Source organism: Streptomyces griseoruber, from assembly GCF_001514205.1.
In the GTDB taxonomy this organism is placed as follows: domain Bacteria; phylum Actinomycetota; class Actinomycetes; order Streptomycetales; family Streptomycetaceae; genus Streptomyces; species Streptomyces griseoruber.
In genome coordinates this window covers 176,897-201,624 of the sequence record NZ_KQ948783.1, presented here as the reverse complement: position 1 = coordinate 201,624, position 24,728 = coordinate 176,897, and the positions used below count along the sequence as shown (strand labels likewise).

28 protein-coding genes are annotated in these 24,728 nt (G+C 69.8%); 17 read left to right on the top strand and 11 right to left on the bottom strand.

What is annotated here, in order from left to right; all coding sequences use genetic code 11:
* The first annotated feature begins 195 nt into the window (after positions 1–195).
* Positions 196–357, top strand: a complete 162-nt coding sequence (locus tag AQJ64_RS49360) for a hypothetical protein (RefSeq protein WP_157880990.1) — start codon at positions 196–198, stop codon at positions 355–357.
* 107 nt (positions 358–464) lie between these two features.
* On the opposite strand, the gene AQJ64_RS39590 is transcribed toward AQJ64_RS49360, so the two are convergent.
* A complete protein-coding gene (locus tag AQJ64_RS39590; protein ID WP_055635363.1) occupies positions 465–929 on the bottom strand; it encodes a carboxymuconolactone decarboxylase family protein in 465 nt (154 codons plus the stop codon).
* 84 nt (positions 930–1,013) lie between these two features.
* Between AQJ64_RS39590 and AQJ64_RS39585 the strand changes: the two genes are divergently transcribed.
* Entirely contained in the window at positions 1,014–1,889 is an 876-nt protein-coding gene (locus tag AQJ64_RS39585; protein WP_055635327.1) for a sigma-70 family RNA polymerase sigma factor, read from the top strand.
* A 4-nt stretch (positions 1,890–1,893) separates the two neighbouring features.
* Here AQJ64_RS39585 and AQJ64_RS39580 read toward each other — a convergent pair whose 3' ends face one another.
* Positions 1,894–2,079, bottom strand: coding sequence for a DUF397 domain-containing protein (locus tag AQJ64_RS39580; protein ID WP_055635328.1), 186 nt, complete (start codon positions 2,077–2,079; stop codon positions 1,894–1,896).
* Positions 2,076–2,930 carry a helix-turn-helix domain-containing protein gene (locus tag AQJ64_RS39575; RefSeq protein ID WP_055635364.1) on the bottom strand — a complete coding sequence of 285 codons (855 nt, stop codon included), beginning with the start codon at positions 2,928–2,930 and terminating at the stop codon, positions 2,076–2,078. The genes AQJ64_RS39580 and AQJ64_RS39575 overlap by 4 nt, the downstream gene beginning before the upstream one ends.
* 121 nt (positions 2,931–3,051) lie before the next feature.
* On the opposite strand from AQJ64_RS39575, the gene AQJ64_RS39570 reads away from it, so the two are divergent.
* The 3 genes from AQJ64_RS39570 to chvE all read left to right on the top strand — a co-directional run bounded on the left by AQJ64_RS39570 (position 3,052) and on the right by chvE (position 5,574).
* Positions 3,052–3,531, top strand: coding sequence for an ATP-binding protein (locus tag AQJ64_RS39570; RefSeq protein WP_055635329.1), 480 nt, complete (start codon positions 3,052–3,054; stop codon positions 3,529–3,531).
* A 126-nt stretch (positions 3,532–3,657) separates the two neighbouring features.
* A complete protein-coding gene (locus tag AQJ64_RS39565) occupies positions 3,658–4,149 on the top strand; it encodes a peptidylprolyl isomerase (RefSeq protein WP_055635365.1) in 492 nt (163 codons plus the stop codon).
* Between the two features lie 330 nt (positions 4,150–4,479).
* Positions 4,480–5,574: a multiple monosaccharide ABC transporter substrate-binding protein gene (gene chvE, locus AQJ64_RS39560; RefSeq protein WP_055635330.1), complete on the top strand. Its 1,095-nt coding sequence runs from the start codon at positions 4,480–4,482 to the stop codon at positions 5,572–5,574.
* Between the two features lie 58 nt (positions 5,575–5,632).
* Here the strand turns inward: chvE and AQJ64_RS39555 are convergent, their stop codons facing one another.
* From AQJ64_RS39555 to AQJ64_RS39545, 3 genes are read right to left on the bottom strand one after another with little or no spacing between them, the layout of a single operon-like run.
* Complete coding sequence (locus AQJ64_RS39555) at positions 5,633–6,319, bottom strand: class I SAM-dependent methyltransferase (protein WP_055635331.1); 687 nt, start codon at positions 6,317–6,319, stop codon at positions 5,633–5,635.
* Positions 6,320–6,372: 53 nt separating this feature from the next.
* On the bottom strand, positions 6,373–6,687 hold the full coding sequence (locus tag AQJ64_RS39550) for an AzlD domain-containing protein (RefSeq protein ID WP_055635332.1): 315 nt from the start codon (positions 6,685–6,687) through the stop codon (positions 6,373–6,375).
* On the bottom strand, positions 6,684–7,382 hold the full coding sequence (locus tag AQJ64_RS39545; RefSeq protein ID WP_055635333.1) for an AzlC family ABC transporter permease: 699 nt from the start codon (positions 7,380–7,382) through the stop codon (positions 6,684–6,686). The genes AQJ64_RS39550 and AQJ64_RS39545 overlap by 4 nt, the downstream gene beginning before the upstream one ends.
* 68 nt (positions 7,383–7,450) lie before the next feature.
* Here AQJ64_RS39545 and AQJ64_RS39540 point away from each other — a divergent pair, with 68 nt between their 5' ends.
* Positions 7,451–8,014 (top strand): helix-turn-helix domain-containing protein, encoded by a 564-nt coding sequence (locus AQJ64_RS39540; protein ID WP_055635366.1) that lies wholly within the window; start codon positions 7,451–7,453, stop codon positions 8,012–8,014.
* A 126-nt stretch (positions 8,015–8,140) separates the two neighbouring features.
* Here AQJ64_RS39540 and AQJ64_RS39535 read toward each other — a convergent pair whose 3' ends face one another.
* Positions 8,141–8,344 carry a cold-shock protein gene (locus AQJ64_RS39535; RefSeq protein WP_003974443.1) on the bottom strand — a complete coding sequence of 68 codons (204 nt, stop codon included), beginning with the start codon at positions 8,342–8,344 and terminating at the stop codon, positions 8,141–8,143.
* A gap of 285 nt (positions 8,345–8,629) precedes the next feature.
* On the opposite strand from AQJ64_RS39535, the gene AQJ64_RS39530 reads away from it, so the two are divergent.
* From AQJ64_RS39530 to AQJ64_RS39510, 5 genes are all read left to right on the top strand, one after another.
* The gene (locus AQJ64_RS39530) at positions 8,630–9,478 is read left to right on the top strand and encodes a menaquinone biosynthetic enzyme MqnA/MqnD family protein (protein ID WP_055635334.1); all 849 of its coding nucleotides are present in this window, start codon (positions 8,630–8,632) and stop codon (positions 9,476–9,478) included.
* A gap of 114 nt (positions 9,479–9,592) precedes the next feature.
* Positions 9,593–11,302 carry a serine/threonine-protein kinase gene (locus tag AQJ64_RS39525; protein ID WP_055635335.1) on the top strand — a complete coding sequence of 570 codons (1,710 nt, stop codon included), beginning with the start codon at positions 9,593–9,595 and terminating at the stop codon, positions 11,300–11,302.
* Between the two features lie 10 nt (positions 11,303–11,312).
* Positions 11,313–12,068 (top strand): prepilin peptidase, encoded by a 756-nt coding sequence (locus AQJ64_RS39520; protein WP_055635336.1) that lies wholly within the window; start codon positions 11,313–11,315, stop codon positions 12,066–12,068.
* Between the two features lie 73 nt (positions 12,069–12,141).
* On the top strand, positions 12,142–13,341 hold the full coding sequence (mqnC, locus tag AQJ64_RS39515) for a cyclic dehypoxanthinyl futalosine synthase (protein WP_055635337.1): 1,200 nt from the start codon (positions 12,142–12,144) through the stop codon (positions 13,339–13,341).
* A gap of 7 nt (positions 13,342–13,348) precedes the next feature.
* Positions 13,349–13,996 (top strand): hypothetical protein, encoded by a 648-nt coding sequence (locus AQJ64_RS39510; RefSeq protein WP_055635338.1) that lies wholly within the window; start codon positions 13,349–13,351, stop codon positions 13,994–13,996.
* 52 nt (positions 13,997–14,048) lie between these two features.
* Here the strand turns inward: AQJ64_RS39510 and AQJ64_RS39505 are convergent, their stop codons facing one another.
* A complete protein-coding gene (locus AQJ64_RS39505) occupies positions 14,049–15,086 on the bottom strand; it encodes a chitinase (RefSeq protein ID WP_055635339.1) in 1,038 nt (345 codons plus the stop codon).
* A 406-nt stretch (positions 15,087–15,492) separates the two neighbouring features.
* On the opposite strand from AQJ64_RS39505, the gene AQJ64_RS39500 reads away from it, so the two are divergent.
* Genes AQJ64_RS39500 through AQJ64_RS39485 form a run of 4 tightly spaced genes read left to right on the top strand, consistent with a single transcriptional unit; the run spans position 15,493 to position 20,255 of the window.
* A complete protein-coding gene (locus AQJ64_RS39500; RefSeq protein WP_338059989.1) occupies positions 15,493–15,786 on the top strand; it encodes a hypothetical protein in 294 nt (97 codons plus the stop codon).
* Positions 15,787–15,805: 19 nt separating this feature from the next.
* A complete protein-coding gene (locus AQJ64_RS39495) occupies positions 15,806–18,226 on the top strand; it encodes a bifunctional polysaccharide deacetylase/glycosyltransferase family 2 protein (RefSeq protein WP_055635341.1) in 2,421 nt (806 codons plus the stop codon).
* On the top strand, positions 18,223–19,515 hold the full coding sequence (locus AQJ64_RS39490) for an acyltransferase family protein (protein ID WP_055635342.1): 1,293 nt from the start codon (positions 18,223–18,225) through the stop codon (positions 19,513–19,515). Before AQJ64_RS39495 ends, AQJ64_RS39490 begins: the two co-directional genes overlap by 4 nt.
* 44 nt (positions 19,516–19,559) lie before the next feature.
* A complete protein-coding gene (locus tag AQJ64_RS39485) occupies positions 19,560–20,255 on the top strand; it encodes a demethylmenaquinone methyltransferase (RefSeq protein WP_055635343.1) in 696 nt (231 codons plus the stop codon).
* Between the two features lie 111 nt (positions 20,256–20,366).
* Here AQJ64_RS39485 and AQJ64_RS39480 read toward each other — a convergent pair whose 3' ends face one another.
* Together AQJ64_RS39480 and AQJ64_RS39475 are read right to left on the bottom strand one after the other, a co-directional pair.
* Positions 20,367–20,681 carry a PASTA domain-containing protein gene (locus AQJ64_RS39480; protein WP_055635344.1) on the bottom strand — a complete coding sequence of 105 codons (315 nt, stop codon included), beginning with the start codon at positions 20,679–20,681 and terminating at the stop codon, positions 20,367–20,369.
* Positions 20,682–20,826: 145 nt separating this feature from the next.
* On the bottom strand, positions 20,827–21,342 hold the full coding sequence (locus AQJ64_RS39475; RefSeq protein ID WP_099054012.1) for a GNAT family N-acetyltransferase: 516 nt from the start codon (positions 21,340–21,342) through the stop codon (positions 20,827–20,829).
* Between the two features lie 97 nt (positions 21,343–21,439).
* Between AQJ64_RS39475 and AQJ64_RS39470 the strand changes: the two genes are divergently transcribed.
* Positions 21,440–22,750, top strand: coding sequence for a geranylgeranyl reductase family protein (locus AQJ64_RS39470; RefSeq protein ID WP_055635346.1), 1,311 nt, complete (start codon positions 21,440–21,442; stop codon positions 22,748–22,750).
* A 65-nt stretch (positions 22,751–22,815) separates the two neighbouring features.
* Here AQJ64_RS39470 and AQJ64_RS39465 read toward each other — a convergent pair whose 3' ends face one another.
* Positions 22,816–23,616 carry a C40 family peptidase gene (locus AQJ64_RS39465; RefSeq protein ID WP_055635347.1) on the bottom strand — a complete coding sequence of 267 codons (801 nt, stop codon included), beginning with the start codon at positions 23,614–23,616 and terminating at the stop codon, positions 22,816–22,818.
* 743 nt (positions 23,617–24,359) lie between these two features.
* Here AQJ64_RS39465 and AQJ64_RS39460 point away from each other — a divergent pair.
* Positions 24,360–24,719, top strand: coding sequence for an NADH-quinone oxidoreductase subunit A (locus AQJ64_RS39460; RefSeq protein WP_007383963.1), 360 nt, complete (start codon positions 24,360–24,362; stop codon positions 24,717–24,719).
* The last annotated feature ends 9 nt before the right edge of the window (positions 24,720–24,728 follow it).

Here is a 24,728-nt window from a genome sequence, read left to right as displayed (position 1 = left end):
AAGCGCTAGACGGCAACGTCGGCGGACGACGGCTGTAGCGGGTGGCTGTTGACCTGGTCGAGGGCATTGCAAGGCCAAGCCCGACCGTCACGATGTGAGCCTTGGCGGTTCCTGAATCAAGCTGGTGCGGCGAAGCTTCCCGACCGACCGTCCGGTTTCCATCATGCGGGTCGGCGGCCCACGTTGTCGCTCGCCATGATCCTGCACGCGCCGGCCCAGGCGGCCAAAGCACCGGGCGAGGTGCTGGAGGCCGTCAACGTCTTCCTGCCGTCCGGCCTCGTAGTCCCCGATCTCGTGGTGACCGACGCTGATGTAACCGCCGGGGACGGTGTCAGCGTCGATGCCGAGGGCGTGTAGCTCGTGGTGGAACTGGTCTCTCCCGGCAACCGCACGATGGACCGCAAGTTCAAGCCGGTGCTGTACGCCAAGGCGGCCCCCGTGCTCGCCGGCTATTTCCAGGTGGGTCAGCCCCAGGTCCTGCCGGCCGGTTCCTTGATGGTGCGGTTGATTCGGTTGAAGAAGTTGGTCAGTGCGATCTCCAAGTTGATCGCGCCGATCTGTTCCTCTGTGAAGTGGGCGTTGGCCTCTTCCCAGATTTCGTCCGTGACACCCGGCGCACCGTCCTGGAGCCGGGTCGCGGCCTCCGCCAGCGCCAGCGCCGCGCGTTCCGCCTCGGTGTAGAACGGCGCCTCACGCCACGCCGCGACGTTGTGCAGCCGCTCGTCGGTGTCACCCGCCTTCTTCCCTCCCGAGACACTCGCGTAGACGCACGCCGAGCAGCCGTTGATCTGGCTCGCGCGCAGGTGGACCAGTGCCAGCAGCTTCGGGTCGACGCCACCCGCGGCGATCGCCTTCTGGAGGTGCTGGATCGCCGTCCACACATCGGGGTTGTTCGCGTTCTTGTTCTTGTTCTTGAGCCGGTTCTCCATGGGGTTGTTCTCCTCCATCGGGTTACGTTGCGACGCCGGTGCGCGTCATCCCTATGACGGAGCAGCTTTTAGGGAGGTAACACCATGGCCGACCCCCATCCCACGGACCCCATCGTCGATGCCTTCGAGTCCCACCGTGACCGGCTCCGTGCCGTCGCCTACCGCATGCTCGGATCACACGCCGACGCGGAGGACGTGGTCCAGGAGGCGTGGCTGCGGCTGTCCCGTCAGGACACCGGCACCATCGACAACCTCGGCGGCTGGCTGACCACTGTCGTCGGCCGCATCAGCCTCGACGTCCTGCGGTCGGGCCGTACGCGCCCGGAGGTCTCCCTCGACGACCGGCTCCCCGAATTCACCGTGACGCTCGACGACACCCCCGCCCCCGAAGACCTCGCGGCCACCGGGGACTCCGTCGGCCTCGCACTCTTCACGGTCCTCGACTCGCTCCGTCCCGACGAACGACTCGCGTTCGTGCTGCACGACGTGTTCGCCGTCCCCTTCGCGGAGATCGGCACCATCCTCGGCAGATCCGCCGACGCCGCCAAGATGCTCGCCAGCCGCGCCCACCGTAAGGTACGGGCCACCGAGCGGACGGCGAGCGCCGGACGGCAGCAGCGCGAGGTCGTCCAAGCGTTCCTGGCCGCCGCCCGCGACGGCCGCTTCGAGCAGCTGCTGCGGGTTCTCCACCCGGAAGTGGAGTTCACCGTCCACACCCCGAACGGCACGTTCGTCACGCTCGGGGCCACCGAGGTCGCCACCCGCGCGCGCGTGGCCGGCGGCGCGGCACGAGGTCGTGCGGCGACCGTCAACGGCCTGCCCGGTGTCATCTCCTGGCGCGAGGACGGTACGCCGCTCTCCCTGCTCGCCTTCACCGTCACCGATGGCCGCATCACCGCGATCACCGCCGTGGTCGACCCGGCGAAGCTCGCGCTCCTGGACCTGCCGGCCCCGGTGTGACCCCCTACCGGCGAACGCAGAACGCCAGGAACTTACCCCAGGCGGGGGAGGAGAGGGTGAGGTGGCCTCCGGTGGGGTTCTTGGAGTCGCGGATGTGGATGGTGTGGGGGGAGGGGGCAACTTCGAGGCATTCGCCGCCTTCGCCGCTGCTGTAGCTGGACTTGAACCAGATGAGTTCGTCGATGGTCATAGCTCCTCCAGCTTCCGCTCGATCAAGCTCCGGGATTCCATGGGGTTGAGTGCCAGGGCGCGCATGAAACCATAGCGGTCCGCGATCTTCCTGACCTCCTCCGGATCGGTGATCAACCGGGGGTACCCCTGAGCTTCGGTGTACGCCACCTGCCCTTGTGCCTTTGGTGTCATCAGGTTGAAGGCGCTGTCCAGGTTGGGATGCTCCTCGCGCCGTGTCGGCATCACCTGGATCTCGACGTTTCGCATACTGCCAACACGCAGCAGGTTCTCCAACTGCCCTTTGAAGATGCCCGTTCCGCCGATCGGTCGATCCAAGAGGACCTCCTCGAGTACGTAGCTCACGACAGGAGGGGGCCAGGCGTCGAAGACCTGTTGCCGTGACAGCCGATCGACGACCCGCTTCTCGATGGTCTCCTCGCTCAGAAAGGGCCGCCGTTGGCGGAACACCGCGAATGCGTATTCCTCGGTCTGCAGCAGCCCAGGCATGGCTTGGTTTGCGTAGAAGTGCAGCTCAACGGAGGCCGCCTCCAACGACGCATATCCCCGATACCACTCCGGATGCCGCGTCCGTACCTTCGCCATCGCCTCCCTCAGCTCAGGGACGGCCTGCACCAACAAGCCCCCGGCCTCCAGCAGTTCGTCCGCCTTCTCCAGCACCTCCGGACGGAGCGTCCGCACCCCCCGCTCCATCGCCGAGATGGCGTCCGGCCCGTACCCCACCATCTCGCCGAAGTCCTTCTGCGTCAGCCCCCTCCGCTCCCGCAGGAGCTTCATCATCTTGCCCAGGGCCGTCAGCAGCCCCGTCGTGCCGTCGGCCTCCGCCGGGGTTTCCGGCCTGCGCTCGTTCATGACCATGCCTGACCGCCCTCGCTCGACACCCCGTACGCGCACCCCTCCGCATCCGTACGGCTACGGAGAGTCGCGATTCCTCCCCTGGTCAGGGTAGAGAGGACCGGCCACGCTCAGTCAGGTGAACTCGGAAATCTCCACCCAGATCCCCACCCCGATTTCTCCCCTAGGGGAGATGACCCTCCGCCTCAGCTCCACCCCGCGCGGGGCCCGCCTCGCCCGGCGGCTCACGCAGCGGCAGCTCGTGGAGTGGGGCCACCCGTACGACGGGGAGGCCAACCGCACCGCTCAGCAGATCGTCGCCGAACTCGCCGCGAACGCGGTCACCCACGGCCGGGTGCCCGGCCGGGACTTCGCGCTGCGGCTGCTGCTCCTCGCGGAGGGCGCCCTGCGGATCGAGGTGAGCGACCCGCGGGGTGACCGTGGGCTGCGGATCGTGCGGGAGCCGGACGCCGAGGGGGGTCGGGGGCTGATCGTCGTGAGCGTCCTGGCCACCGCCTGGGGCGTCACCGAGCGCGAAGTGGGGAAGGCCGTGTGGGCGGAACTGGCCATGCCGGGAAGGAGAGGGCCGGCTGGGGCGCCCCGGCCCGCCTCCGGCTGACGGGCCTCTGGCTCTACGCCTCCCGCGACCGCAACGCCACCGCGCTGTGGCTGTTCGACCGCGTGGGAACCCTGCTGGGCCCCGCCGATTACCGGTAGGCGGCCGAAGCGAGGAATTATGGGCTCCATGAGCGAGAACGTTTACTTCGACATCACCATCAACGACGAGCCCGCCGGGCGCATCGTCTTCAAGCTGTACGACGACGTCGTGCCCAAGACCGCCCGCAACTTCCGCGAGCTGGCCACCGGCGTGCACGGCTACGGCTACGCCGGTTCGTCCTTCCACCGTGTCATCCCGGACTTCATGCTCCAGGGCGGCGACTTCACCCGCGGCGACGGCACCGGCGGCAAGAGCATCTACGGCGAGAAGTTCGAGGACGAGAACTTCCAGCTCAAGCACACCAAGGCGGGTCTGCTGAGCATGGCCAACGCGGGCCGCAACACCAACGGCTCGCAGTTCTTCATCACCACCATCGTGACCTCCTGGCTGGACGGTAAGCACGTCGTCTTCGGCGAGGTCGTCGAGGGCATGGACGTCGTCAAGACGATCGAGGGCCTCGGCAGCCAGTCCGGCCGCACCTCGGCCAAGGTCACCATCTCGGCCTCCGGCACCGTCTGAGACGTACGCCACACACGAGGCACCTGAGGCACGTGTGACGCCTGAGGCGTCTGTGACACCTGCTGTGAGCTGCGGCGGGCGGGTCCCCTTCATCGGGACCCGCCCGCCGCAGCCGTTTACGCCCGTTCCCCCCGTCACTGCTTTCTGTAACCGTTCGCGCGCACCCTGTTGACACCCCCTGCAACCGCTTCCTAGGGTCGCGCCAACATTTTTTCGATCAGGTGACGGTATTTCGAACAGTTGAAAGGTGAGTCCCACCCCGCCGCTTCCTCGCCTGCATCTGATGCGCCGTCATCCTCTCAACGACGAGAAGAACAAGGAACGATCAGCATGCGCAACCGAAGATCCGCTCTCGCCGCCCTCGCCGGAGCGGCCTCCGCCTTGACCCTGTCCGCCTGTGGGCAGCTCAGCGGGGACAGCTCCGGCAGCGGCTCCAAGGGCGGCACCATCGGCATCGCCATGCCGACCCGTACCTCCGAGCGCTGGCTCACCGAGGGCAAGAGCATGGTCGAGGACCTGACGCACCAGGGGTACAAGGCCCAGCTCGTCTATGGCGACGACGACCCGGACAAGCAGGTCGCGCAGATCGCCGACCTCGTCAAGAAGGGCGTCGACGCGCTGATCATCGCGGCCATCGACAACAAGTCGCTGAACGACGTGCTCAAGCAGGCCGCGGCCGCGAAGATCCCCGTGATCTCCTACGACCGGCTCATCCTGGGCACCGCGAACGTCGACTACTACGTGTCCTTCGACAACGAGCAGGTCGGCCGGCTCGAGGCCCGCTACATCATCGAGCAGCTCGGCCTGGAGGACGGCAAGGGGCCGTTCACTATCGAACTGTTCGCCGGTTCTCCGGACGACAACAACACCAAGTACTTCTTCGAAGGGTCGATGGCGCTGCTCCAGCCGTACCTGGACAGCAAGAAGCTGGTGGTCCGGTCCGGCCAGACCACGCTGGAGAAGGTCACCACCCTGCGCTGGGACGGGCCCACCGCGCAGAAGCGGATGAGCGGCATCCTCTCCCAGTCGTACGTCGGGGAGCGGGTCGACGCGGTCCTCTCGCCCTACGACGGCATCTCCATCGGCGTCCTGGCGGCGCTGAAGGCGTACGGCTACGGCACCGACAGCAAGCCGTACCCCATCGTCACCGGACAGGACGCCGAGCTCGCCTCGGTGAAGTCGATCATCAAGGGCGAGCAGTCGCAGACCGTCTACAAGGACGTCCGGCAGCTCGGCGAGGTCGCCTCGGACATGGTCGACTCGATCCTCAGCGGCAGGACGCCGAGGCTGAACAACAGAAGGGACTACAACAACGGCGTGAAGGCCGTGCCCGCCTATCTGCTCCAGCCCACCAGCGTGGACAAGTCCAACTACGAGTACGTCCTGGTCGCGGGCGGCTTCTACACCGCCGCCGAGCTCAAGTAGCCGTCAGCCTCAGCCGCGCCTCAGCCGCGCCTCAGCCTCAGCCGGGCTGAAGCAGCCGTCAGCCGGCCTTGCGCAGGATCAGGAAGGCGTGCGGGGTCGTCTCGCCGAGGGCGGGCTCCGGCTGCCGTACCGTGCACGAGTGCGGGACGAAGCCGGCCGCCGTCAGCAGTTCGGTCATCGGCTCCGGGCGCCGGCGGATGAAGGTCAGGGCCACCGGGTGGCCCCACGGCTGATCGAAGTGCCGGGGTTCGTCGCCGACCTGGAAGCCGAGGAGGAGAGGGCTTCCGGGGGCGAGCACACGGTGGAACTCGGCGAAGAGGGCGGGCAGTTCGTCCACCGGGGTGTGGATGGAGGAGTAGAAGGAGAGCGCTCCGGCCAGCTGCCCGTCGGGCAGGTCCAGCTTCAGCATCGAGCCCTGTTCGAAGCGGATCCCCGGGTTCTCGCGCCGGGCGATCGCCAGCATCGACTCCGACAGGTCCAGCCCGAAGACGTCGAGGCCCTGGCGGGCGAGGAACCCCGTCGTCCGGCCGGGCCCGCACCCCAGGTCCGCCACCCGGCCGCCGGCGCCGACGAGCTCGGCGTACGCCGTGAGCACGGCCCGCTCCAGCGGCCTCGACACCAGCTCGTCGCTGTAGCGCTCGGCGTAGTCCTCGGCGATGGCGTCGTAGAAGGTGCGCGTGGCGGTGACGAAGTCGGGCGTGACGGGGGTGACGGGGGTGGCTGTGGTGTCGATGGCGTCGGTCATGGCGGGGGACCCTAGCCAACGCCACTGACAACGACGGCTGCCCGTGGGTGCTTTCAGGCCACCCCCGCCGACCGCAGCACCCCCGCCGTCACGGCCGCCCCCAGGACCACCACCGGGAAGGGCGCCCGGCGCCAGGCGAGCACGGCCCCCACCAGCACTGCTGCCGGGCGGGCCCACCCGGCGAAGCCGCCGCCCTCCGTCAGCGCGCCCGTGGCCAGCAGGGCGACCAGGAGGACGACGGCGCCCGCCGACAGCAGCTCCCGCACGCGGGCGGGCAGCTCGACCCGCCCGTGCAGCGCCGGTCCGACCAGCCGGAGGGCGTACGTGCCCACCGCCAGCGTCAGGATCATCGCGACCGTCGCGTTCATCGCCGTACGCCACCTGTACGGCCGTACGCCGGCAGCCCGGCGAGCGCGAGCAGCACCGGGACGCCGGCCGGGACGAACGGGGTGGCCGCCAGGGCGAGGAGCGCGCCGAGGGCCGCGGGGCGGCGCAGCCGGGCGTTCGCGCGCAGGGTCGGCAGGACCAGGGCGACGAGTACGGCGGGGAAGGCGGCGTCGAGGCCGTAGCGGGCCGGGTCGCCGAGCGCGGTCCCGGCGAGCGCGCCCGTGAGGACACCCGCGTTCCAGACGGCGAACAGGCCGATGCCGAAGACCCAGAAGGCGGCGCGGCGGCGGGCGGGGTCCGGCTGGGCGAGGGCGAAGGCGACCGTCTCGTCGGTGACCAGATGGGCGCCGAACAGCCGGGCGGCCCGGCCGGGGCCGAGGAGGTCGGCGACCGCGAGGCTGAATGCGGCCGTACGGGTGTTGAGGAGCAGTCCGGTGGCCGCGGCGGCGACCGGACCGCCGCCGGCGAGCAGGACGCCGACGGCACTGAACTGGGCGGAGCCCGCGTACACCACCAGGGACATGAGCACGGGCACCCAGACGGGCAGTCCGCCGGCCACGGAGAGCGCGCCGAAGGAGAGGCCGATCACCCCGCTCGCCACCCAGACGAGTGAGCTGTCGCGGACGAATGGCCGTATCGGGCCGGGTCCCGAGGGTGTTCGTTGTGGCGAACGCATGTTTTCTACAATGAACAGATGTGACCGTGTTCGTCAAGCCGAACGAACGACCCGATGGAGCGAACGGCATGCCCGAGACCCCCGCCCGCCTGCCCCTGGACTGGATCGCCGCGTCCCTGAAGCGGGAACGCGCACGCGCCGGTCTGTCCCTGTCCGAGCTGGCCAAACGGGCCGGAATCGCGAAGTCCACGCTCTCCCAGCTGGAGGCGGCGAGCGGCAATCCGAGCATGGAGACGATCTGGGCGCTGGGCGTGGCGCTGGGGGTGCCGTTCAGCGCGCTGGTCGAGCCGCCGGTGCCGGCCGTGCGGGTGATCAGGGCGGGGCAGGGGCCGACGGTCGCCTCGGAGCAGGCGCCGTACGCGGCGACCCTGCTGTCGGCCAGTCCGCCGGGTGCCCGCCGGGACCTGTACCACCTGCGGGCCGAGCCGGGCGCCGCACGGGTGTCTCAGCCGCACATCCCGGGCACGGTCGAGCATCTGATCGTGAGTACGGGGCGCGTGAAAGCGGGGCCCGCCGGAGAGCTTTTCGTACTGGAGCCGGGTGATTACCTGACCTATCGCGGCGATGTCCCGCACACGTACGAGGCGCTGCTGCCGGGGACGACCTTCGTGCTGGTGATGCAGCACGTGTGAGGGCTCGGGCGGGGTGTCCCTCGGGAATTCACCGGAAATTCACCGGGAAAGGCAGGAGCCCCGTGCCGGTGGGCGCGGGGCTCCTTGGGTACTGCTTTCAGATTGCGATCACAGGGGGGAGGATCGTCACACGGGGGTGACGTTCTCCGCCTGCGGACCCTTCGGGCCCTGCGTCACGTCGAAGGAGACCTGCTGGTTCTCCTCGAGGGAACGGAAACCCTGCGCGTTGATCGCGGAGTAGTGGACGAAGACGTCGGGGCCGCCGCCTTCCTGGGCGATGAAGCCAAAGCCCTTTTCGGCGTTGAACCACTTCACGGTTCCGGTAGCCATAAGCCCTCCTTGGGCCCAAAGGGTTGCCCTGCTCCAGAACCTGCAAGGTGAAAGCAGTGCCGCACAATGCATACGTCTGAAAATGTCAAGAGCCCGCGGTTACATGCTCCGCAGGCTCTGTACTGCAAGGGAAACCAAACTGCAACTTGCGGCGAGCCTAGCATGCGGGCAGCCGAAAGCAATAGGGGGCAAGATCACGTCACCCGGATGTTTGAACATCCGGTGAAGGGGTTGACCCGGGGGGTCGGAGTTCGAAGGGTACTCCACCGGGGCTAGTCTCGCGATGTGGACAATTCTCGCACCCGGCCGCGCGTAGGCCACATCCAGTTCCTGAACTGCCTGCCCCTGTACTGGGGGCTCGCGCGAACGGGCACGCTCCTCGACTTCGAGCTCACCAAGGACACCCCCGAGAAGCTCAGCGAGCAGCTGGTGCGGGGGGACCTCGACATCGGGCCCATCACCCTCGTCGAGTTCCTCAGGAACGCCGACGACCTGGTCGCCTTCCCCGACATCGCGGTCGGCTGCGACGGCCCGGTCATGTCCTGCGTGATCGTCTCGAAGGTCCCGCTGGACGAGCTGGACGGCGCGCGCGTCGCCCTCGGCTCCACCTCCCGCACCTCCGTGCGCCTGGCCCAGCTGCTGCTGGCGGACCGGTTCGGCGTACGGCCCGACTACTACACCTGCCCGCCCGACCTCAGCCTGATGATGCAGGAGGCGGAGGCGGCCGTACTGATCGGCGACGCGGCGCTGCGGGCCAACCTGCTCGACGGGCCGCGCTACGGCCTCCAGGTGCACGATCTCGGCACGCTCTGGAAGGAGTGGACCGGGCTGCCGTTCGTCTTCGCCGTCTGGGCGGCCCGCCGGGACTACCTGGAACGGCAGCCGGTGATCACCCGCGAGGTCCACCAGGCCTTCCTCGCCTCCCGCAACCTCTCCCTGGAGGAGGTCGGCAAGGTCGCCGAGCAGGCGGCCCGCTGGGAGGCCTTCGACGAGCAGGTCCTGGAGCGCTACTTCACCACCCTCGACTTCCGCTTCGGCACCCCCCAGCTGAACGCGGTCGCCGAGTTCGCCCGCCGGGTGGGGCCGACCACCGGCTTCCCGGCGGACGTACGGGTGGAGCTGCTGCCGGCCTGAGCGGGCCGCAACCGCCGCACGGGGATCAGTACCGGCATTGCGCCGGGTGTCGTCCGGGCACGACGATGAAGCGCTCGTACGACCGCATGCGCAGACGGGGGGAAGGGGAACGTCATGCAGCCGCTCGGAGCCGACGAACCCACAGCCGTCGGGCCCTACCGGCTGCTCGGCCGGCTCGGTTCCGGCGGGATGGGCCGGGTCTATCTCGGCCGCAGCGCCGGGGGCCGCACGGTCGCCGTGAAGATCGTGCATCCGCACCTCGCCCTCGACGACGAGTTCCGCACCCGCTTCCGGCGCGAGGTCGAGGCCGCCCGCCGGGTCGGCGGCGCCTGGACCGCGCCGGTGCTGGACGCCGACCCGGAGGCGGCCGTGCCCTGGGTCGCGACGGCCTACGCGGCCGGCCCCTCGCTCGCCGCGGCCGTCGCCGCCCACGGCCCGCTGCCCGAGCACACCGTACGGGCGCTCGGCGCGGGGCTCGCGGAGGCGCTGGCGGCGGTGCACGAGCTGGGGCTGGTGCACCGGGACGTCAAGCCGTCCAACCTGCTGCTCACCGTGGACGGACCGCTGCTCATCGACTTCGGCATCGCCCGCGCGACCGACGGCACGGCCTCCCTCACCTCGACCGGTGTCTCCGTCGGCTCGCCCGGCTACATGGCCCCCGAGCAGATCCTCGGCCGGGGCGCGTCCGGCGCGGCCGACGTCTTCTCCTTCGGCGCGGTGCTGGCGTACGCCGCCACCGGTCAGCCGCCCTTCCCCGGCGACTCCTCGGCCGCCCTGCTCTACCAGGTCGTCCACGAGGAACCCGCGCTCGGGGAGCTGGCGCCCGGGCTGCTGCGGGAGGTCGTCGAGGACTGCCTCGCCAAGGACCCCTCGGCCCGGCCGGCCCCCGGCGAACTGGCCCGGCGGCTCGCTCCCGAGGGCGCGGCGCGGCTGATGGCCGGCGGCTGGCTGCCGGGCGCGCTGGTGGAGCAGGTCGGGCGGAGCGCCGTACAGCTGCTGAACCTGGAGGCGACGGGGACGCAGGAGCCCGCTTCCGGGCCGGTCGGGTTCAGCCGGGTGGCCGTGGCGGCCCAGCGGCCGGTGACCGCGGGGGAGTTCGGGCCGCCGCCGGTGATGGACGCGGTCCCGGCGACACCGGTGGACGCGCCCGTGGCGGGGGAGACCGAGGGCGGCGGGCGCCCGGGGAAGGTGTCCGTCACCGTGTCGGCCGCGGCGGCGCCCGGGGAGGGCGGGCGCGGGCGGCGCCTGAGCTGCACCGTCGCCCTGGCGGTCGCGGGCGCGCTGGCGGCGGTGACGGTCGGCTCGGTGTTCGTGTTCGACCTGCTGCCGGGCGGCGACGACGACACGAACGCCGACGCCAGCAGCGGCGCGTACTCATCGGCGCCCACGGGCGCGTCGAGCGCGGTGCCCACGGCCGCGTCGAGTCCGGCGGCGACGGCCGCGTCGAGTCCGGCGGCCAGCGAGGCGCCCGGCGCCCTGCCGGCCCGGTACGCCGGCACCTGGGAGGGCGAGGGCACCGGCCTCGGCGGCACCCTCCCCATGGGCACCTTCCGGGTGACCCTGCGCCAGGCCGCGGTGGGCGCGAAGGTGGGCGAGCTGCGGCAGACCGACGTCCTCGGCGGGGTCTGCGTGGACGTGCTGACGCTGAAGGAGGTGACGGCGAAGGAGGTCGTCGCCGACTCGGTGGGCGCGAAGTCCAACCACTCCGGCTGCAACCCCGAGCCGCACACGATCCGCTTCACCCCGACGGGCGACGACCTCACCTACACCTCGGACAGCAGTGCGGAGGGCAACCCCACGGCCCGGCTGTCCAAGGTGGGGTAGGGGACGCCCGATGGCCACACCTCCCGACACCCTCACCCTGGTCGCCGTCGCCGCCCTCTGGGGCGCGCTGGCGGGAGCGTTCCTGCCACGCCCGGCGTACCGCCTCTCGGTACCGGTCGAACAGGCAGACCAGGGGTGGTACGACAGCTGCCCCGCGGGCCACCCCGTGCGCGGGTGGCTCGGGCGGGGCGGATGCGGAGGGTGCACGCCCCCCGGGGCGTCGTACGCCTCCGGCGCGCTCCTTTTGCCCACGGTCACCGCCGTCCTCTGCGCGGCTCTCGCCGCGGCCACCGGAACCCGCCCCGAACTGGCCGTCTGGCTGCTGCTGGCCCCGGCCGGGGTGCTCCTCGCGGTCGTCGACGTACGGGTCCAACGCCTCCCCGACCCCCTCACCCTCCCTCTCGCGGCCACCGCCCTGGCCCTCCTCGGGGTGACCGCCCTGCTCCCCGAACACGCCGGCCGCTGGACGACGGCCCTCCTCGGCTCCCTGGCCCTGGCCGCCGGCCATCTCCTCCTGCACCTGATCAACCCGGCCGGTCTGGCCTTCGGCGATGTGAAACTGGCCCTCGCGACCGGTGCCGTCCTCGGCTGGTACGGCTGGCCGACCCTCATGCTCGGCACCCTCGCCGCCTTCGTCCTCGGCGCCCTCTACGGCCTCGCGCTCACCGTCGCCGGCCGCGCCGCCCGCCGCACCACCGTCCCCTTCGGACCCTTCATGCTCACGGGAGCCTTCACGGGGGTGCTGATCGGCGCGTACGCGGCCTGAGGAGAGGTGCGGGAAAACGCTGGCGTAGGCTGGTTCGGTCCGTCCTCACCCCTTGACGAAAGGGACGCTTCCGGTGACCGAGAAGGCCGACCTCCAGTCTGTGCTCGACCGTGCCGCCGAGGGCGGGCGGATCACCCCGGAGGAGGCGCTCGTCCTCTACCGCGACGCGCCCCTGCACGCCCTGGGCGCCGCCGCCGACGCCGTACGCCGCCGCAAGTACGCCGGAACCGAGCACATCGCGACGTACATCATCGAGCGGAACATCAACTACACCAACGTGTGCGTCACGGCGTGCAAGTTCTGCGCCTTCTACGCGGCCCCCAAGGACACGGCCAAGGGCTGGACCCGCGACCTCGACGACATCCTGCGCCGCTGCGCCGAGACCGTCGAACTCGGCGGCACCCAGATCATGTTCCAGGGCGGCCACCACCCCGACTACGGCGTCGAGTACTACGAGAAGCACTTCTCCGCCATCAAGGAGGCCTACCCCCAGCTGGTGATCCACTCGCTGGGCGCCTCCGAGGTCGAGCACATGGCCCGGATCTCCGGCGTGTCCGTCGAGGAGGCCATCACCCGCATCCACGCGGCCGGTCTCGACTCCTTCGCGGGCGCCGGCGCGGAACTCCTCCCGGCGCGCCCCCGCAAGGCCATCGCGCCCCTCAAGGAGTCCGGCGAGCGCTGGCTGGAGATCATGGAGACCGCGCACCGGCTGGGCGTCGAGTCGACCTCCACCATGCTGATGGGCACCGGCGAGACCAACGCCGAGCGCATCGAGCACCTGCGGATGATCCGTGACGTACAGGACCGGACGGGCGGCTTCCGCGCCTTCATCCCGTACACCTACCAGCCCGAGAACAACCACCTGAAGGGCCGTACGCAGGCGACCCTGTTCGAGTACCTGCGGATGATCGCCATCGCGCGGCTGTTCATGGACAACATCCAGCACATCCAGGGCTCCTGGCTCACCACCGGCAAGGAGGTCGGCCAGCTCTCCCTGCACTACGGCGCCGACGACCTCGGTTCGATCATGCTGGAGGAGAACGTCGTCTCCTCGGCCGGCGCCAAGCACCGCTCCAACCGGCTGGAGATCATCGACCTGATCCGCAAGGCGGGCCGCGTCCCCGCCCAGCGGGCGACCACCTACGAACACCTCGTCGTCCACGACGACCCGGCCAACGACCCCGTCGACGAACGCGTGATGTCCCACATCTCCTCGACGGCCATCGAAGGCGGCACGGCCCACCCCGAGTTGAAGCTGCTCGCTTCCAACTAGGGCCGCGTTGCTGACGATTCACGCCGCCGACCTTCTCGTCCTCGGTGACCCGCGGCACCCCTCGGTACCCGGCGGCGCGGTGCTCGTGGACGGCCGGGAGTTCGCGGCCGCGGGGCCGTTCGAGGAGCTGGCGGCCCTGCGCCCGGCCGCCCGGGTACGGCGCTGGCCGGGACTGCTCACCCCCGGGCTCGTCAATCCGTACGGCCCCGAACTCCTCGAAGGCGCCTACCACCCGGACCCCCGCGAGGCCGCGGAGCTGGGCACCGAGCCGCTCACCGGTGAGGCACTCGCGGCCCTGCCCATGACGGAATCCCGCTGGGGTGCGAGCGCACGACGGGGCGTACAGCGGATGCTGGCCCACGGGACGGTGGCCGTGGCGGGAACACTGCGGCGGCCCGCCGTGGTGGACGCCGTAGACCGGGCGGGGCTCAGCCTGGAGGAGCGTTTCGGGGACCCCGCGGGCCCGCCCACCCTCGACCCGCTGGCCGGACGGACCCTCGCCGAGGCCATCCTGATGCCGCTGGTGCCCGAGGCGGGCATGCCCGCGACGTTCGCGGTCTTCGACGCGGAGAACGAGGCGACCTTGACGGCGAAGGGCGCCTCGAGCTGCGTGGCGACGGTGGTGGGGGGCAGATTGCTGTACCGGTCCAGGTGAGGCCCCCCAAGGGGCGCGGGGAACCGCGCGACCAGCCACAACGCACCCGCGCCTACCCCGAGAACGCCTCCGCGAACGCCCCCGAACTCTGCGACACCCCACTGCAATTGGTCAGGGCGTCATCCGTGTCCGTCCCGTCCTCGCACTGCTGGTCCCGGAACGTCGCCCACATCGACACCCACGCGATCCCCTTCTCCTCCGCGAACTCCCGCACCTGAGCCGCGTCGGACAGCGTGAACGTCTCGTTGTCCACGTCATTCGTGCCGATCATCGACGTGAGCGCCATCCCCTTCCACGCGGTCTCGTCCGACGTCCCGAAGACGTTCCGCAACTGCGCCTGCGCCGCCTTCGCCGAGGTGATCGCGTACGAGCCCATGTCCCCGGTGTACGACTCGCCGTAGTTCATCGTCATCAGATTGACCGTGGAGACCTGGACGTCGTACGTGTTCGCGGACTCCAGCAACGCGATCCCGTCGTCGTCCAGACCGGACGGCATCACCGGCAGGGTGAAGGAGACCTCCAGGTCGGACCGGTCCGCCTGGAGCAGCGCGATCGCCTTCGAGCGCAGGGCGACCGAGGCGGAGTCGGTCAGCTCGTCGCCCTCGATGTCGAAGTCCGCCTGGGAGGAGCCGGCCTCGTCGAGGGCCTCGCCGTACGCCTTGGCCAGCGCCGACGCGCTGTCGCAGGTCGACGCCAGCTCCTTGCCCGAGGCCCCGCCGAAGGAGACGCGGACCGTGGCGCCGGAATCGGTGAGCGCCGAGATACGGGAGGTGACCGCCGAGTCGTCGATGGCCTCCGTACCGTTCCACTTCGCCGTACAGCCGCTGCCGTCGGAGATGACGAAGGCCAGGTTGTACGTCCCCGGTGAGCCCGCCGCGTCGTTGTCGGAGGAATCCGACGCACTGACGTACGGCGCGTAGGACGTACCGGACGAAGCCTCCTCCGAGGCGCTCGCGGACGGGGACGACGAGCTTCGACCGGGCGGCCCGGGTGCCGCGTCCGACGTGCCGTCGGACCCTGTGGAGCACCCTGCCGTGGCCAGGGCAAACAGGCAACTGAGCCCCGCCACCGGCTTCAGGAAACTCCTCATGTGACATGCACCCGCTCTCGTGATTTGCGTCTCAGGGGGAAATGGGAGTACGTATTCCAAAGGAAAATGTCTCACATGAGGCCGCACAAATTTAAGACAGTGAACGTACAGGGGCCTCACGGACACGGCACGGCAAAAACGGACAATCACCCCTACAAGAGGGGCATTCAACCCTCCCCCATGGACGGCCTCTCGCGCAGGTTTTCTGTGAGACTCTCAGGAAAGAGACAGGTTAAGAGGTTTCTCATGGGTCTCTCACATGGATTTCCGGGTTCCCGACACATAAAGACTCCCTAATATCCGGGGAATGCATTCCGAGTCTTCCGAGCCTGCCGTCGATAGTCATGACGCCGTTCGCGGTCGCCGTCGCAAACGCGGTGGCAACGCCGCCGACGGTCCCGTGTTCGTGGACAACTCCGGACGCAGGTCCAAGCTGCTGCGACGCATCGGCATCCTCCTGGGTGTCGGCTGCCTCACCTACGCGACCGTCCTCGGCGCGGCCTTCATGGGCTGGGGCACCTCCCTGACCCCGTCCTCGCTGCTGCCGTTCGGCGGAGGCGGCCAGAACCGCCAGGGCCCCGCCGGCGGTATCCGCCCCAACGGGGGCGTGGGCTACGAGGTGGGCGGTCCGGGCGGCACCGGCCGCTCCTCGCTGCCCACCGGCACCGCCTCCCCGTCCGCCTCCGCCTCCGCCAACTGACGGGACCGCCACCACTGCCATGACCACGACGACGACACCCTCCCGCGGGCGCCGCCGCGCCCCCACCCGTATGAAGCGGGCGGCGGACAAGGCCGCGGCGCTGCAGAAACCGCGCGTCATCCTCGCCCTGCTGCTCCTGCTCGCGCTGACCAGCGTGATGCTGCTCGACGGCTATCTGCGCGCCGAGGTCGGCGGCGACCAGCGGGTGCGCACCGGCGCCGGCGCCGGCAAGGTCCCGGACAAGGTCCTCGACGGCGGCCCGATCCTCACCTTCCAGGGCGGCCAGGCGAAGACGGTGTCCGTCCCGGACAAGACGATCGCGCTCACCTTCGACGACGGTCCCAACCCGACCTGGACGCCGAAGGTCCTGAAGATCCTCGAGGAGTACGACGTACCCGGCACGTTCTTCGTCGTGGGCTCGATGGTCTCCCGCTACCCGGGCATCGTGAAGACGATGGTCGAGCAGGGCAACGAGGTGGGCATCCACACCTTCACCCACGTCGACCTCTCGTACCAGAGCGACGCCCGTGTCGACCGGGAGATGCAGCAGACCCAGCTCGCGCTCGCGGGCGCGGCCGGCATCACCACCACGCTGTTCCGCGCCCCGTACTCCTCCGAGACGGACGCCATCGACAACTACAGCTGGCCCGTCTACAAGGAGCTCGGCGCGGACGGCTACACCAGCGTCTTCGTCGACACCGACAGCGACGACTGGAAGAAGCCGGGCGTCTCGAAGATCATCAAGTGGGCCACGCCGGACGACGACGATGGCGCCTCGGTCCTCTTCCACGACGCCGGCGGCGAGCGGTCGCAGACCATCAAGGCGCTGCCGACCTACATCAAGAAGATGAAGGCGAAGGGCTACACCTTCACCACCATCAGCGGGGTGCTGGAGGACCAGAGCACCGGGCAGAACGCGGGGACGCAGAACGCGGGGACGCAGGACACGGGGACGCAGAACGCGGGTGCGGCCGGCGCGAGCGGTCAGCGGTCGGCCGGTCAGCAGCCCGGTGGTGTGCCGGGCGGCGAGGGCACCGGGACCGGGACCGGGACCGGGTACGGGTACGGCAACGGCAACGGGATCGGGAACGCCGAGGGCGGTTCGGGCGCGGAGACGGCCCGCAACCCCCTCCAGGCCGCCCACCGCGAGGCCACCGGGCTCACCCTCTACGAGGGCAAGGCCCTCATCGGGGCGGTCGCGCTCGCCGAGTGGACGGTCCCGGCGCTGTCGGTGGGGCTGATGGTGGTGGGCGTGGCCGTCATGGGCCGGTTCGGGATGATGCTCATCCTGGCCCGCCGCCACTACCGGCTGCGCAACAAGCGCCGCTTCAGCTGGGGGCCGACGATCACCCGCCCGGTGAGCGTGATCGTCCCGGCGTACAACGAGAAGGAGTGCATCGCCAACACCCTTCAGTCGCTGGCGCAGAGCACCCATCCGATCGAGATCATCGTGGTCGACGACGGCTCGACGGACGGCACGTCCGAGATCGCGCGGGACGCGGCCGCCTCGCTCGGCATGCGCAACGTCCGGGTCGTCCGGCAGGAGAACGCGGGCAAGCCCGCCGCCCTCAACAACGGTGTCCGCAACGCCAGTTACGACATCGTCATCATGATGGACGGCGACACCGTCTTCGAGCCGGACGCCGTGCACCAGCTGGTGCAGCCGTTCGCGGACCCGAAGGTCGGCGCGGTCGCCGGCAACGCCAAGGTCGGCAACCGCAACACCGTCATCGGCGCCTGGCAGCACATCGAGTACGTGATGGGCTTCAACCTCGACCGCCGGATGTACGACCTGCTGCGCTGCATGCCGACCATTCCCGGCGCGATCGGCGCGTTCCGCCGTGACGCCGTGCTGGAGGTCGGCGGCATGAGCGAGGACACCCTCGCCGAGGACACCGACATCACCATCGCCATGCACCGCGCGGGCTGGCAGGTCGTCTACCAGGAGCACGCCAAGGCCTGGACCGAGGCGCCCGGCTCGCTCAAGCAGCTGTGGTCGCAGCGCTACCGCTGGTCCTACGGCACCATGCAGGCGCTGTGGAAGCACCGCAAGTCGCTCACCGACAAGGGCCCCTCGGGCCGCTTCGGCCGCGTCGGCATGCCACTGGTCGTCCTCTTCCAGATCGTCACGCCGGTGTTCGCCCCGCTGATCGACGTGTTCACGGTCTACTCGATGATCTTCGTCGACTTCCAGGCGGCCCTGCTGGCCTGGTTCGCGGTCCTCGGCATCCAGCTCGCCTGCGCGGCGTACGCCTTCCGCCTCGACCGCGAGAAGTACCGCTACCTGCTGATGATGCCGCTCCAGCAGCTGGCCTACCGCCAGATGATGTACCTCGTCCTCATCCACTCCTGCATCACCGCGCTCACCGGCGGCCGCCTGCGCTGGCAGAAGCTGAAGCGCACCGGCGAGGTCGGCACCCCGGCGGGGGTGAGCGGATGAGCTGGGAACAGCAGCAGGCGTACGGGTACGACCAGCAGCGGTACGGCTACGGATACGACTACGGGCAGCAGCCTCAGTATCCGTACACCTACGAGCAGTACGGCGAGCAGCCGCAGTACGCCGAGTACGCGCAGGCGTCCGGGGCGACGGCTCCACTGCCGGTGCCGGTGCCGGTGCCGGTGCCGGTGCCGGAGCCGGAGCCGGCCGAGGAACCCGGACCCGAACCCGAGCCTCCGGCCGCCGCCGAGCCCGCGCCCCCCACCAGGGACCGCTACTTCGACACCCTCAGAGCCCTGGCCCTGATCAGGGTCGTCACCTATCACACCTTCGGCTGGGCCTGGGCCGGCATGGTCTTCCCCTCGATGGGGATCATGTTCGGCCTGGCCGGCACGCTCATGGCCAAGTCCCTGGAGCGCCCGGCCCCGAAGGTGATCAAGAGCCGGCTCCGCCGGCTGCTGCCCCCCTTCTGGTTCTGGGGCGTCTTCGTCGTCCTGGCCATGCTGATCCACGACTGGATGCCGAACTGGGAGATCGTCTACTGGATCGTCCCGCTGGGCGACCCCCCGGGCAACGCCTGGGGCGAGCAGGCCTGGGAGATCCTCTGGTACCTGCGGACGTACCTCTGGTTCGTCCTGCTCTCCCCGCTCCTGCTGCGGGCCTTCCGCCTGGCGCCGCTGCCGGTCCTCGCGCTCTCCCTCGCCCCGATCCTGGTCCTGAACTTCGTCTGGTCCGGCCCCGACAACCGGCTGGGCAGCGCCCTGTGGGACCTGTCGACGTACCTCTTCTGCTGGATGCTCGGCTTCGCGCACCGCGACGGAGTGCTCCAGAAGCTGAAGCCGGCCCTCGTGGGCGTGCTCTCGCTCGCCGCGGTCGGGTTCGGCGGCTGGTACGCCTTCGCGCACCAGGCCGACTTCGGCACCTACGACCTGGACGAGAACCCCCTCGCGCAGGCCTTCTGGTCGGCGGGCTGTGTGCTGCTGCTGATGTGGGCGAAGTCGTACTTCGGCATCGACTTCGCGTGGCTGACCCGCTTCCGCCGCGCGAACCGCATCGTCACCGTCTTCAACGCGCGCGCGGTCACGATCTACCTCTGGCACGAGATCGCCCTGATCCTCGCCGTCCCGCTGATCGACCAGTTCTGGAACGTCCCGGCGTTCGAGAAGTACCTGCCGCTGGAGAGCCAGTGGTTCATGTTCGGCGTCGGCTGGGTGCTGATCGCGGTCTTCGTCCTGCTGGCCGGGTGGGTGGAGGACGTGGCGGCGAAGAAGAAGCCGAGGCTGCTGCCCTGAGGGTGTCCTGCGGCCCGCCGGAGCGGTGCTGCAAGAATGGCGAGGTGACCCGCGCTTCCCTGAACAAGCAGCCCCACGAAGTCGCCTCGATGTTCGACCGCGTGGCGGAACGGTACGACCTGACCAACGACGTGCTGTCGCTCGGCCAGGACCGCAGATGGCGCAAGGAGGTCGCGAAGGCGGTCGACGCCCGCCCGGCGCAGAAGGTCCTGGACCTCGCCGCGGGCACGGCCACCTCCTCCCTGCCGTTCGCGGCGACGGGGGCGTACGTGGTCCCCTGCGACTTCTCCCTCGGCATGCTCCAGGTCGGCAAGAGGAAGCACACCTGGCTGCCGTTCACGGCCGGGGACGCGACCCGGCTGCCGTTCAAGGACGACACCTTCGACGCCGTCACCATCTCCTTCGGCCTGCGCAACGTGCAGGACACCGACGCGGCCCTGCGCGAGATGTACCGGGTGACCCGGCCCGGCGGACGGGTCGTGATCTGCGAGTTCTCGCACCCGACCTGGGCGCCCTTCCGCACGGTCTACACCGAGTACCTGATGCGCGCCCTGCCCCCGGTGGCCCGCGCGGTCTCCTCGAACCCGGACGCCTACGTCTACCTCGCCGAGTCCATCCGCGCCTGGCCCGACCAGCCCGCGCTCGCCGAGCTGCTGCGCAAGGCCGGCTGGTCCCAGGTGGCCTGGCGCAACCTCACGGGCGGCGTCGTGACCCTCCACCGGGGCTTCAAGCAGGCCTGAGCGCGTCGCGGGTCCGAGCCGGTCGCAGGAGGCAGGTGGTCGCGGGTCCGAGCCGTCGCAGGCCCGGGCCGGTCGTCCGGGCCGGTCGTCCGGGCCGGTCGTCCGGGCCGGTCAGAGAGCGAGGGGCTCGAAGGGGTCCTTGGGGCGGTCCAGCTCGCGTTCCAGTCCGCCTCCGCCCGGTCTCGGCACGCGCGGCTCCCGCACGCCCGCGCCTCCACCGCCCTCGCCCTCGGCGAAGTCGAACCACACGGTGACGACGGCCCCGCGCGGGACCTCCACCCCGGGCGGCGGGTACTGCCGTACGACGTAGTCGACGACGGCCCGGTGGAAGTCCGGCCGGTCCGGTGCGGCCAGCAGCACGCCCTGTGCCGTGGCCGTCTCGCGCGCGTCCACGGCCATCAGACCGACGAACCGTGGCACACGCACTTCGGGTGTTTTGGGTGGTATGAGCACAGATGTCACCCCCAGCGACACTGGAAGGGTAACCGCACAGGTGTGCCGTCCGGAAGCGCTGAGTGTCCATCCGTGACTTTTCGCTACCCAGCGTCACCGGCGCCGGGGCGGCAGGGGGTCAGCGGGGCTGGAGGTCCAGCCGGTAGCAGTGCCCCTCCCGTTTCCCCTCCGGCGAGGTGAAGACCTCCGCGAGCCGCATCCCGAGGCGCCGGGTGACGGCGATGGAGCGGGCGTTCTGCGCGTCGACCATGGCCACCACCGTCGGCACACCGGCCGCCCGCACCCGCTCCAGCGTCATCTGCGCGGCCGCCGTGACGTACCCCTGCCCCCAGTGCTCCCGCCCGAGCCGCCACCCGATCTCGATCTCGCCCTTGGGGCCCCAGTCGGCCGGCCACGGCTGCGCCCCCGTGAAGCCGATGACCCGGTCGTCGCGGTCCAGCATGGTCCACAGGCAGAAGCCGTGCTCGGCGTCGTGCCGGCGCTGGCGGGCGGTGAGTTCCTCGTAGACGGAGAGCTCGGCGGACCGGTGGCCCTGGAACTCCATGACGTCCGGGTGGTCGAAGATCCGGTGCCATGCGACCGCGTCCTCGTCCGTGGGGACACGCAGCCGTACTACGGGGAGAGCTCGGTTCACGGGGCAGCCCTTCAGCCGGGTGATCAATTCTGCTGAATAGACTGCCCATGTCCAGTGCCGGCCGGCACGCACATTACGAACTTGGGGAGATCCCGCCGTGACCGAGCCCCACTCCGAGTCCGCCTCCGAGTCGCTCTCCGCGAACACCGCCGACGTCATCGTCGTCGGCGCGGGGCCGGCCGGCTCCACGACCGCGTACTACCTCGCCAAGGCCGGACTCGACGTACTCCTGCTGGAGAAGACCGAGTTCCCGCGCGAGAAGGTCTGCGGCGACGGTCTCACCCCGCGCGCCACCAAGCAGCTCGTGTCGATGGGCATCGACATCTCCGAGGAGGCCGGCTGGCTGCGCAACAAGGGCCTGCGGATCATCGGCGGCGGGGTGCGGCTCCAGCTCGACTGGCCGGATCTCGCCTCCTTCCCCGACTACGGACTCGTCCGCAAGCGCGACGACTTCGACGAGCAGCTGGCCCGCCAGGCCCAGAAGGCCGGGGCCCGGCTGTACGAGCGCTGCAACGTCGGTGCCCCGATCGTCGACGACCGCACCGGCCGGATCACCGGCGTCCACGCCAAGCTGGGCGAGGAGAAGCGCGAAGTCACCTTCCACGCCCCGCTGGTGGTCGCCGCCGACGGCAACTCCACCCGGCTGTCGCTGGCGATGGGCCTGCACCGCCGCGAGGACCGCCCGATGGGCGTCGCGGTCCGCACCTACTTCACCTCCCCGCGCCACGACGACGACTACCTGGAGTCCTGGCTGGAGCTGTGGGACCGCCGCGGCCCGGGCGAGGACCGCCTCCTGCCCGGCTACGGCTGGATCTTCGGCATGGGCGACGGCACCTCGAACGTGGGCCTCGGGGTGCTCAACACCTCCGACTCCTTCAAGGAACTCGACTGGCGCGAGGTCCTCAAGGCCTGGTGCGCGTCGATGCCGGAGGACTGGGGCTACACCCCCGAAAACATGACCGGCCCGATCCGCGGCGCCGCCCTCCCCATGGCCTTCAACCGCAAGCCGCACTACACCAAGGGCCTGTTGCTCGTCGGCGACGCCGGCGGCCTGGTCAACCCCTTCAACGGGGAGGGCATCGCGTACGCCATGGAGTCCGGGCAGATCGCCGCCGACGTCATCGTCCAGGCCCACGCCCGCGCCACCCCCGCCCAGCGCGAACTCGCCCTGCGGCGGTACCCGCAGATCCTCGCCGACACCTACGGCGGCTACTACACGCTCGGCCGCGCCTTCGTGAAGCTCATCGGCAACCCGAAGGTCATGAAGATCGCCACCCAGCGCGGGCTGACCCACCCGATGCTGATGAAGTTCACACTGAAGATGCTCGCCAACCTGACCGACCCCACGGGCGGCGACGCGATGGACCGCATCATCAACGGCCTGAGCAAGGTGGCCCCGAAGGCCTGAGACGTGCGAAGGGCCGCTGCCCCCGAGCGGCTGCGGCCCTTACGCGCGAGAGGTGCGGGGTGCGGTCAGAGCACCCGCACCGCGCCGGTCGGCGGGTCGTACGAGAGAGGCCTCTCGACCACACCGGTGGACGGGTTCTGCGCGCCGACGAACATGCCGTCGCCGACGTAGACCGCCACGTGGTACGCGCTGCCCGCGCTGCCCCAGTAGAGGATGTCGCCCGGCTGCAGGTTGCTCAGCGAGACCTGGGTGCCCCGGGTCGACTGGTCCTGCGAGACGCGCGGCAGGTCGATGCCGACCTGGCGGAAGGCGGCCTGCACGAGGCCCGAGCAGTCCCAGGAGTTGGGGCCGGTGCCGCCGGAGACATAGGCGTCGCCGATCTGCGCCTTCACGAAGGCGATGACGGCCGCGGCCGAACCGGTCGCGGTCGACGTGCTGGTGGAGCTGCTCCCGTTCGCCGACGTGGCGAGCGTGGTCCGCTCGGCGTTGCGGGAGGCGGCCTCCGCGGCGGCCACCCGGGCCTCCTCCGCCTTCTTCTTCGCCTCGGCCTTCTTGGCGGCGGCGAGGTCCTTCTTCGCCTCCTTGGCGGCGGCCGCGGCGGCCGCGTCGCGCTCGGCCTCGAGCTGGTAGTTCGCGGCGGCCTGCTGCGTCGCCTGGGCGGACTGCGCCACCTGGGCGGCCAGGTCGCCCGTGAACACGGGCAGTTCGAGCGTCTGGGTCACCGGCTCGGCGGCGTTGGCCGATCCGGCCGCCGTGGCGACCGCCAGCGTGCCGAGGACACCACTGGCGACTCCGGCCCGCATCGCGATGTTCGACGCGCTGCGGCGGGGTTTCCGGTGGCTGCGTATGTGAGCGGTGTGGGACATGAGTCCAACCGGTATCAGGGGCTCCTCCATACCTTCAAGAAACGTGTGCTGCGCCACATTTGTTCAACGCGAGCCTCAAATACCCTTCGCGCCACTCTTTATTGACGCCGTAACGGACATTGCGGACAAGGGCGTTCAGGCCTGTGATCATGGCCTTTCGCTGTTACGTCCGAATTGCCCTCGACCTACCATCGGTTGGGATCGTTGGCCAAGCCCGGTTCTCAGGGGTCTCTCATCGATGTGGCGGAGGTCACGGAACGGTCACCGGTATGACCGCGTCACGCGCGTAGATCACCTTCGTCCCGCTCGTGAACGCGTGCACGCGTCCACATCTTGCTCCGGGTCTCCCTCCGACGTGTGAACGCGCCCCTCTATCAAGCCGGGATGTCCATCGCCAATTTGCATGCAAGGGAAGCCTCTTGATATAGAGACGCCCCTCACGGCCTGCGGTGACGAGCGCAAATGTCACTTCTTGTGATCACTCTGGCGCTTCCCGTACGAAGATCACCGCTGATATGACTTCATGATCCTTCATCAGGTGGTGGAGATCACAAAGCTTGTGCAATACCCCGTGTCGCAGATCACAGAGCGGCGGGCATAGGATGCGAGGCAGTTGGGCTTGTGACCTGCTTCACATGTTCGCGATCTTCGTTGGGACACGCGGGGTTCGTGAGCTGGGTGGGGTGGATGTGAGCCCAGTGCCATCGCCAGCAGTCAGTGCCGACTGAGAGGAGCGAGGAGCGGTGAACGCCTATGCGCCCATCCTCGTACTGGGAGCCCTCGGGGCAGGCTTTGCGATCTTCTCCGTGGTCATGGCCACGCTGATCGGGCCGAAGCGGTACAACCGCGCCAAGCTCGAGGCCTACGAGTGCGGAATCGAGCCGACCCCCACGCCGGCCGGCGGCGGGCGCTTCCCCATCAAGTACTACCTGACGGCGATGCTCTTCATCGTCTTCGACATCGAGATCGTCTTCCTCTACCCCTGGGCCGTCACCTTCGACGCCCTGGGTGTCTTCGGGCTCGTGGAGATGCTGCTCTTCGTGCTCACCGTCTTCGTCGCCTACGCGTACGTCTGGCGGCGCGGCGGCCTGGAATGGGACTGAGGGGCCTTT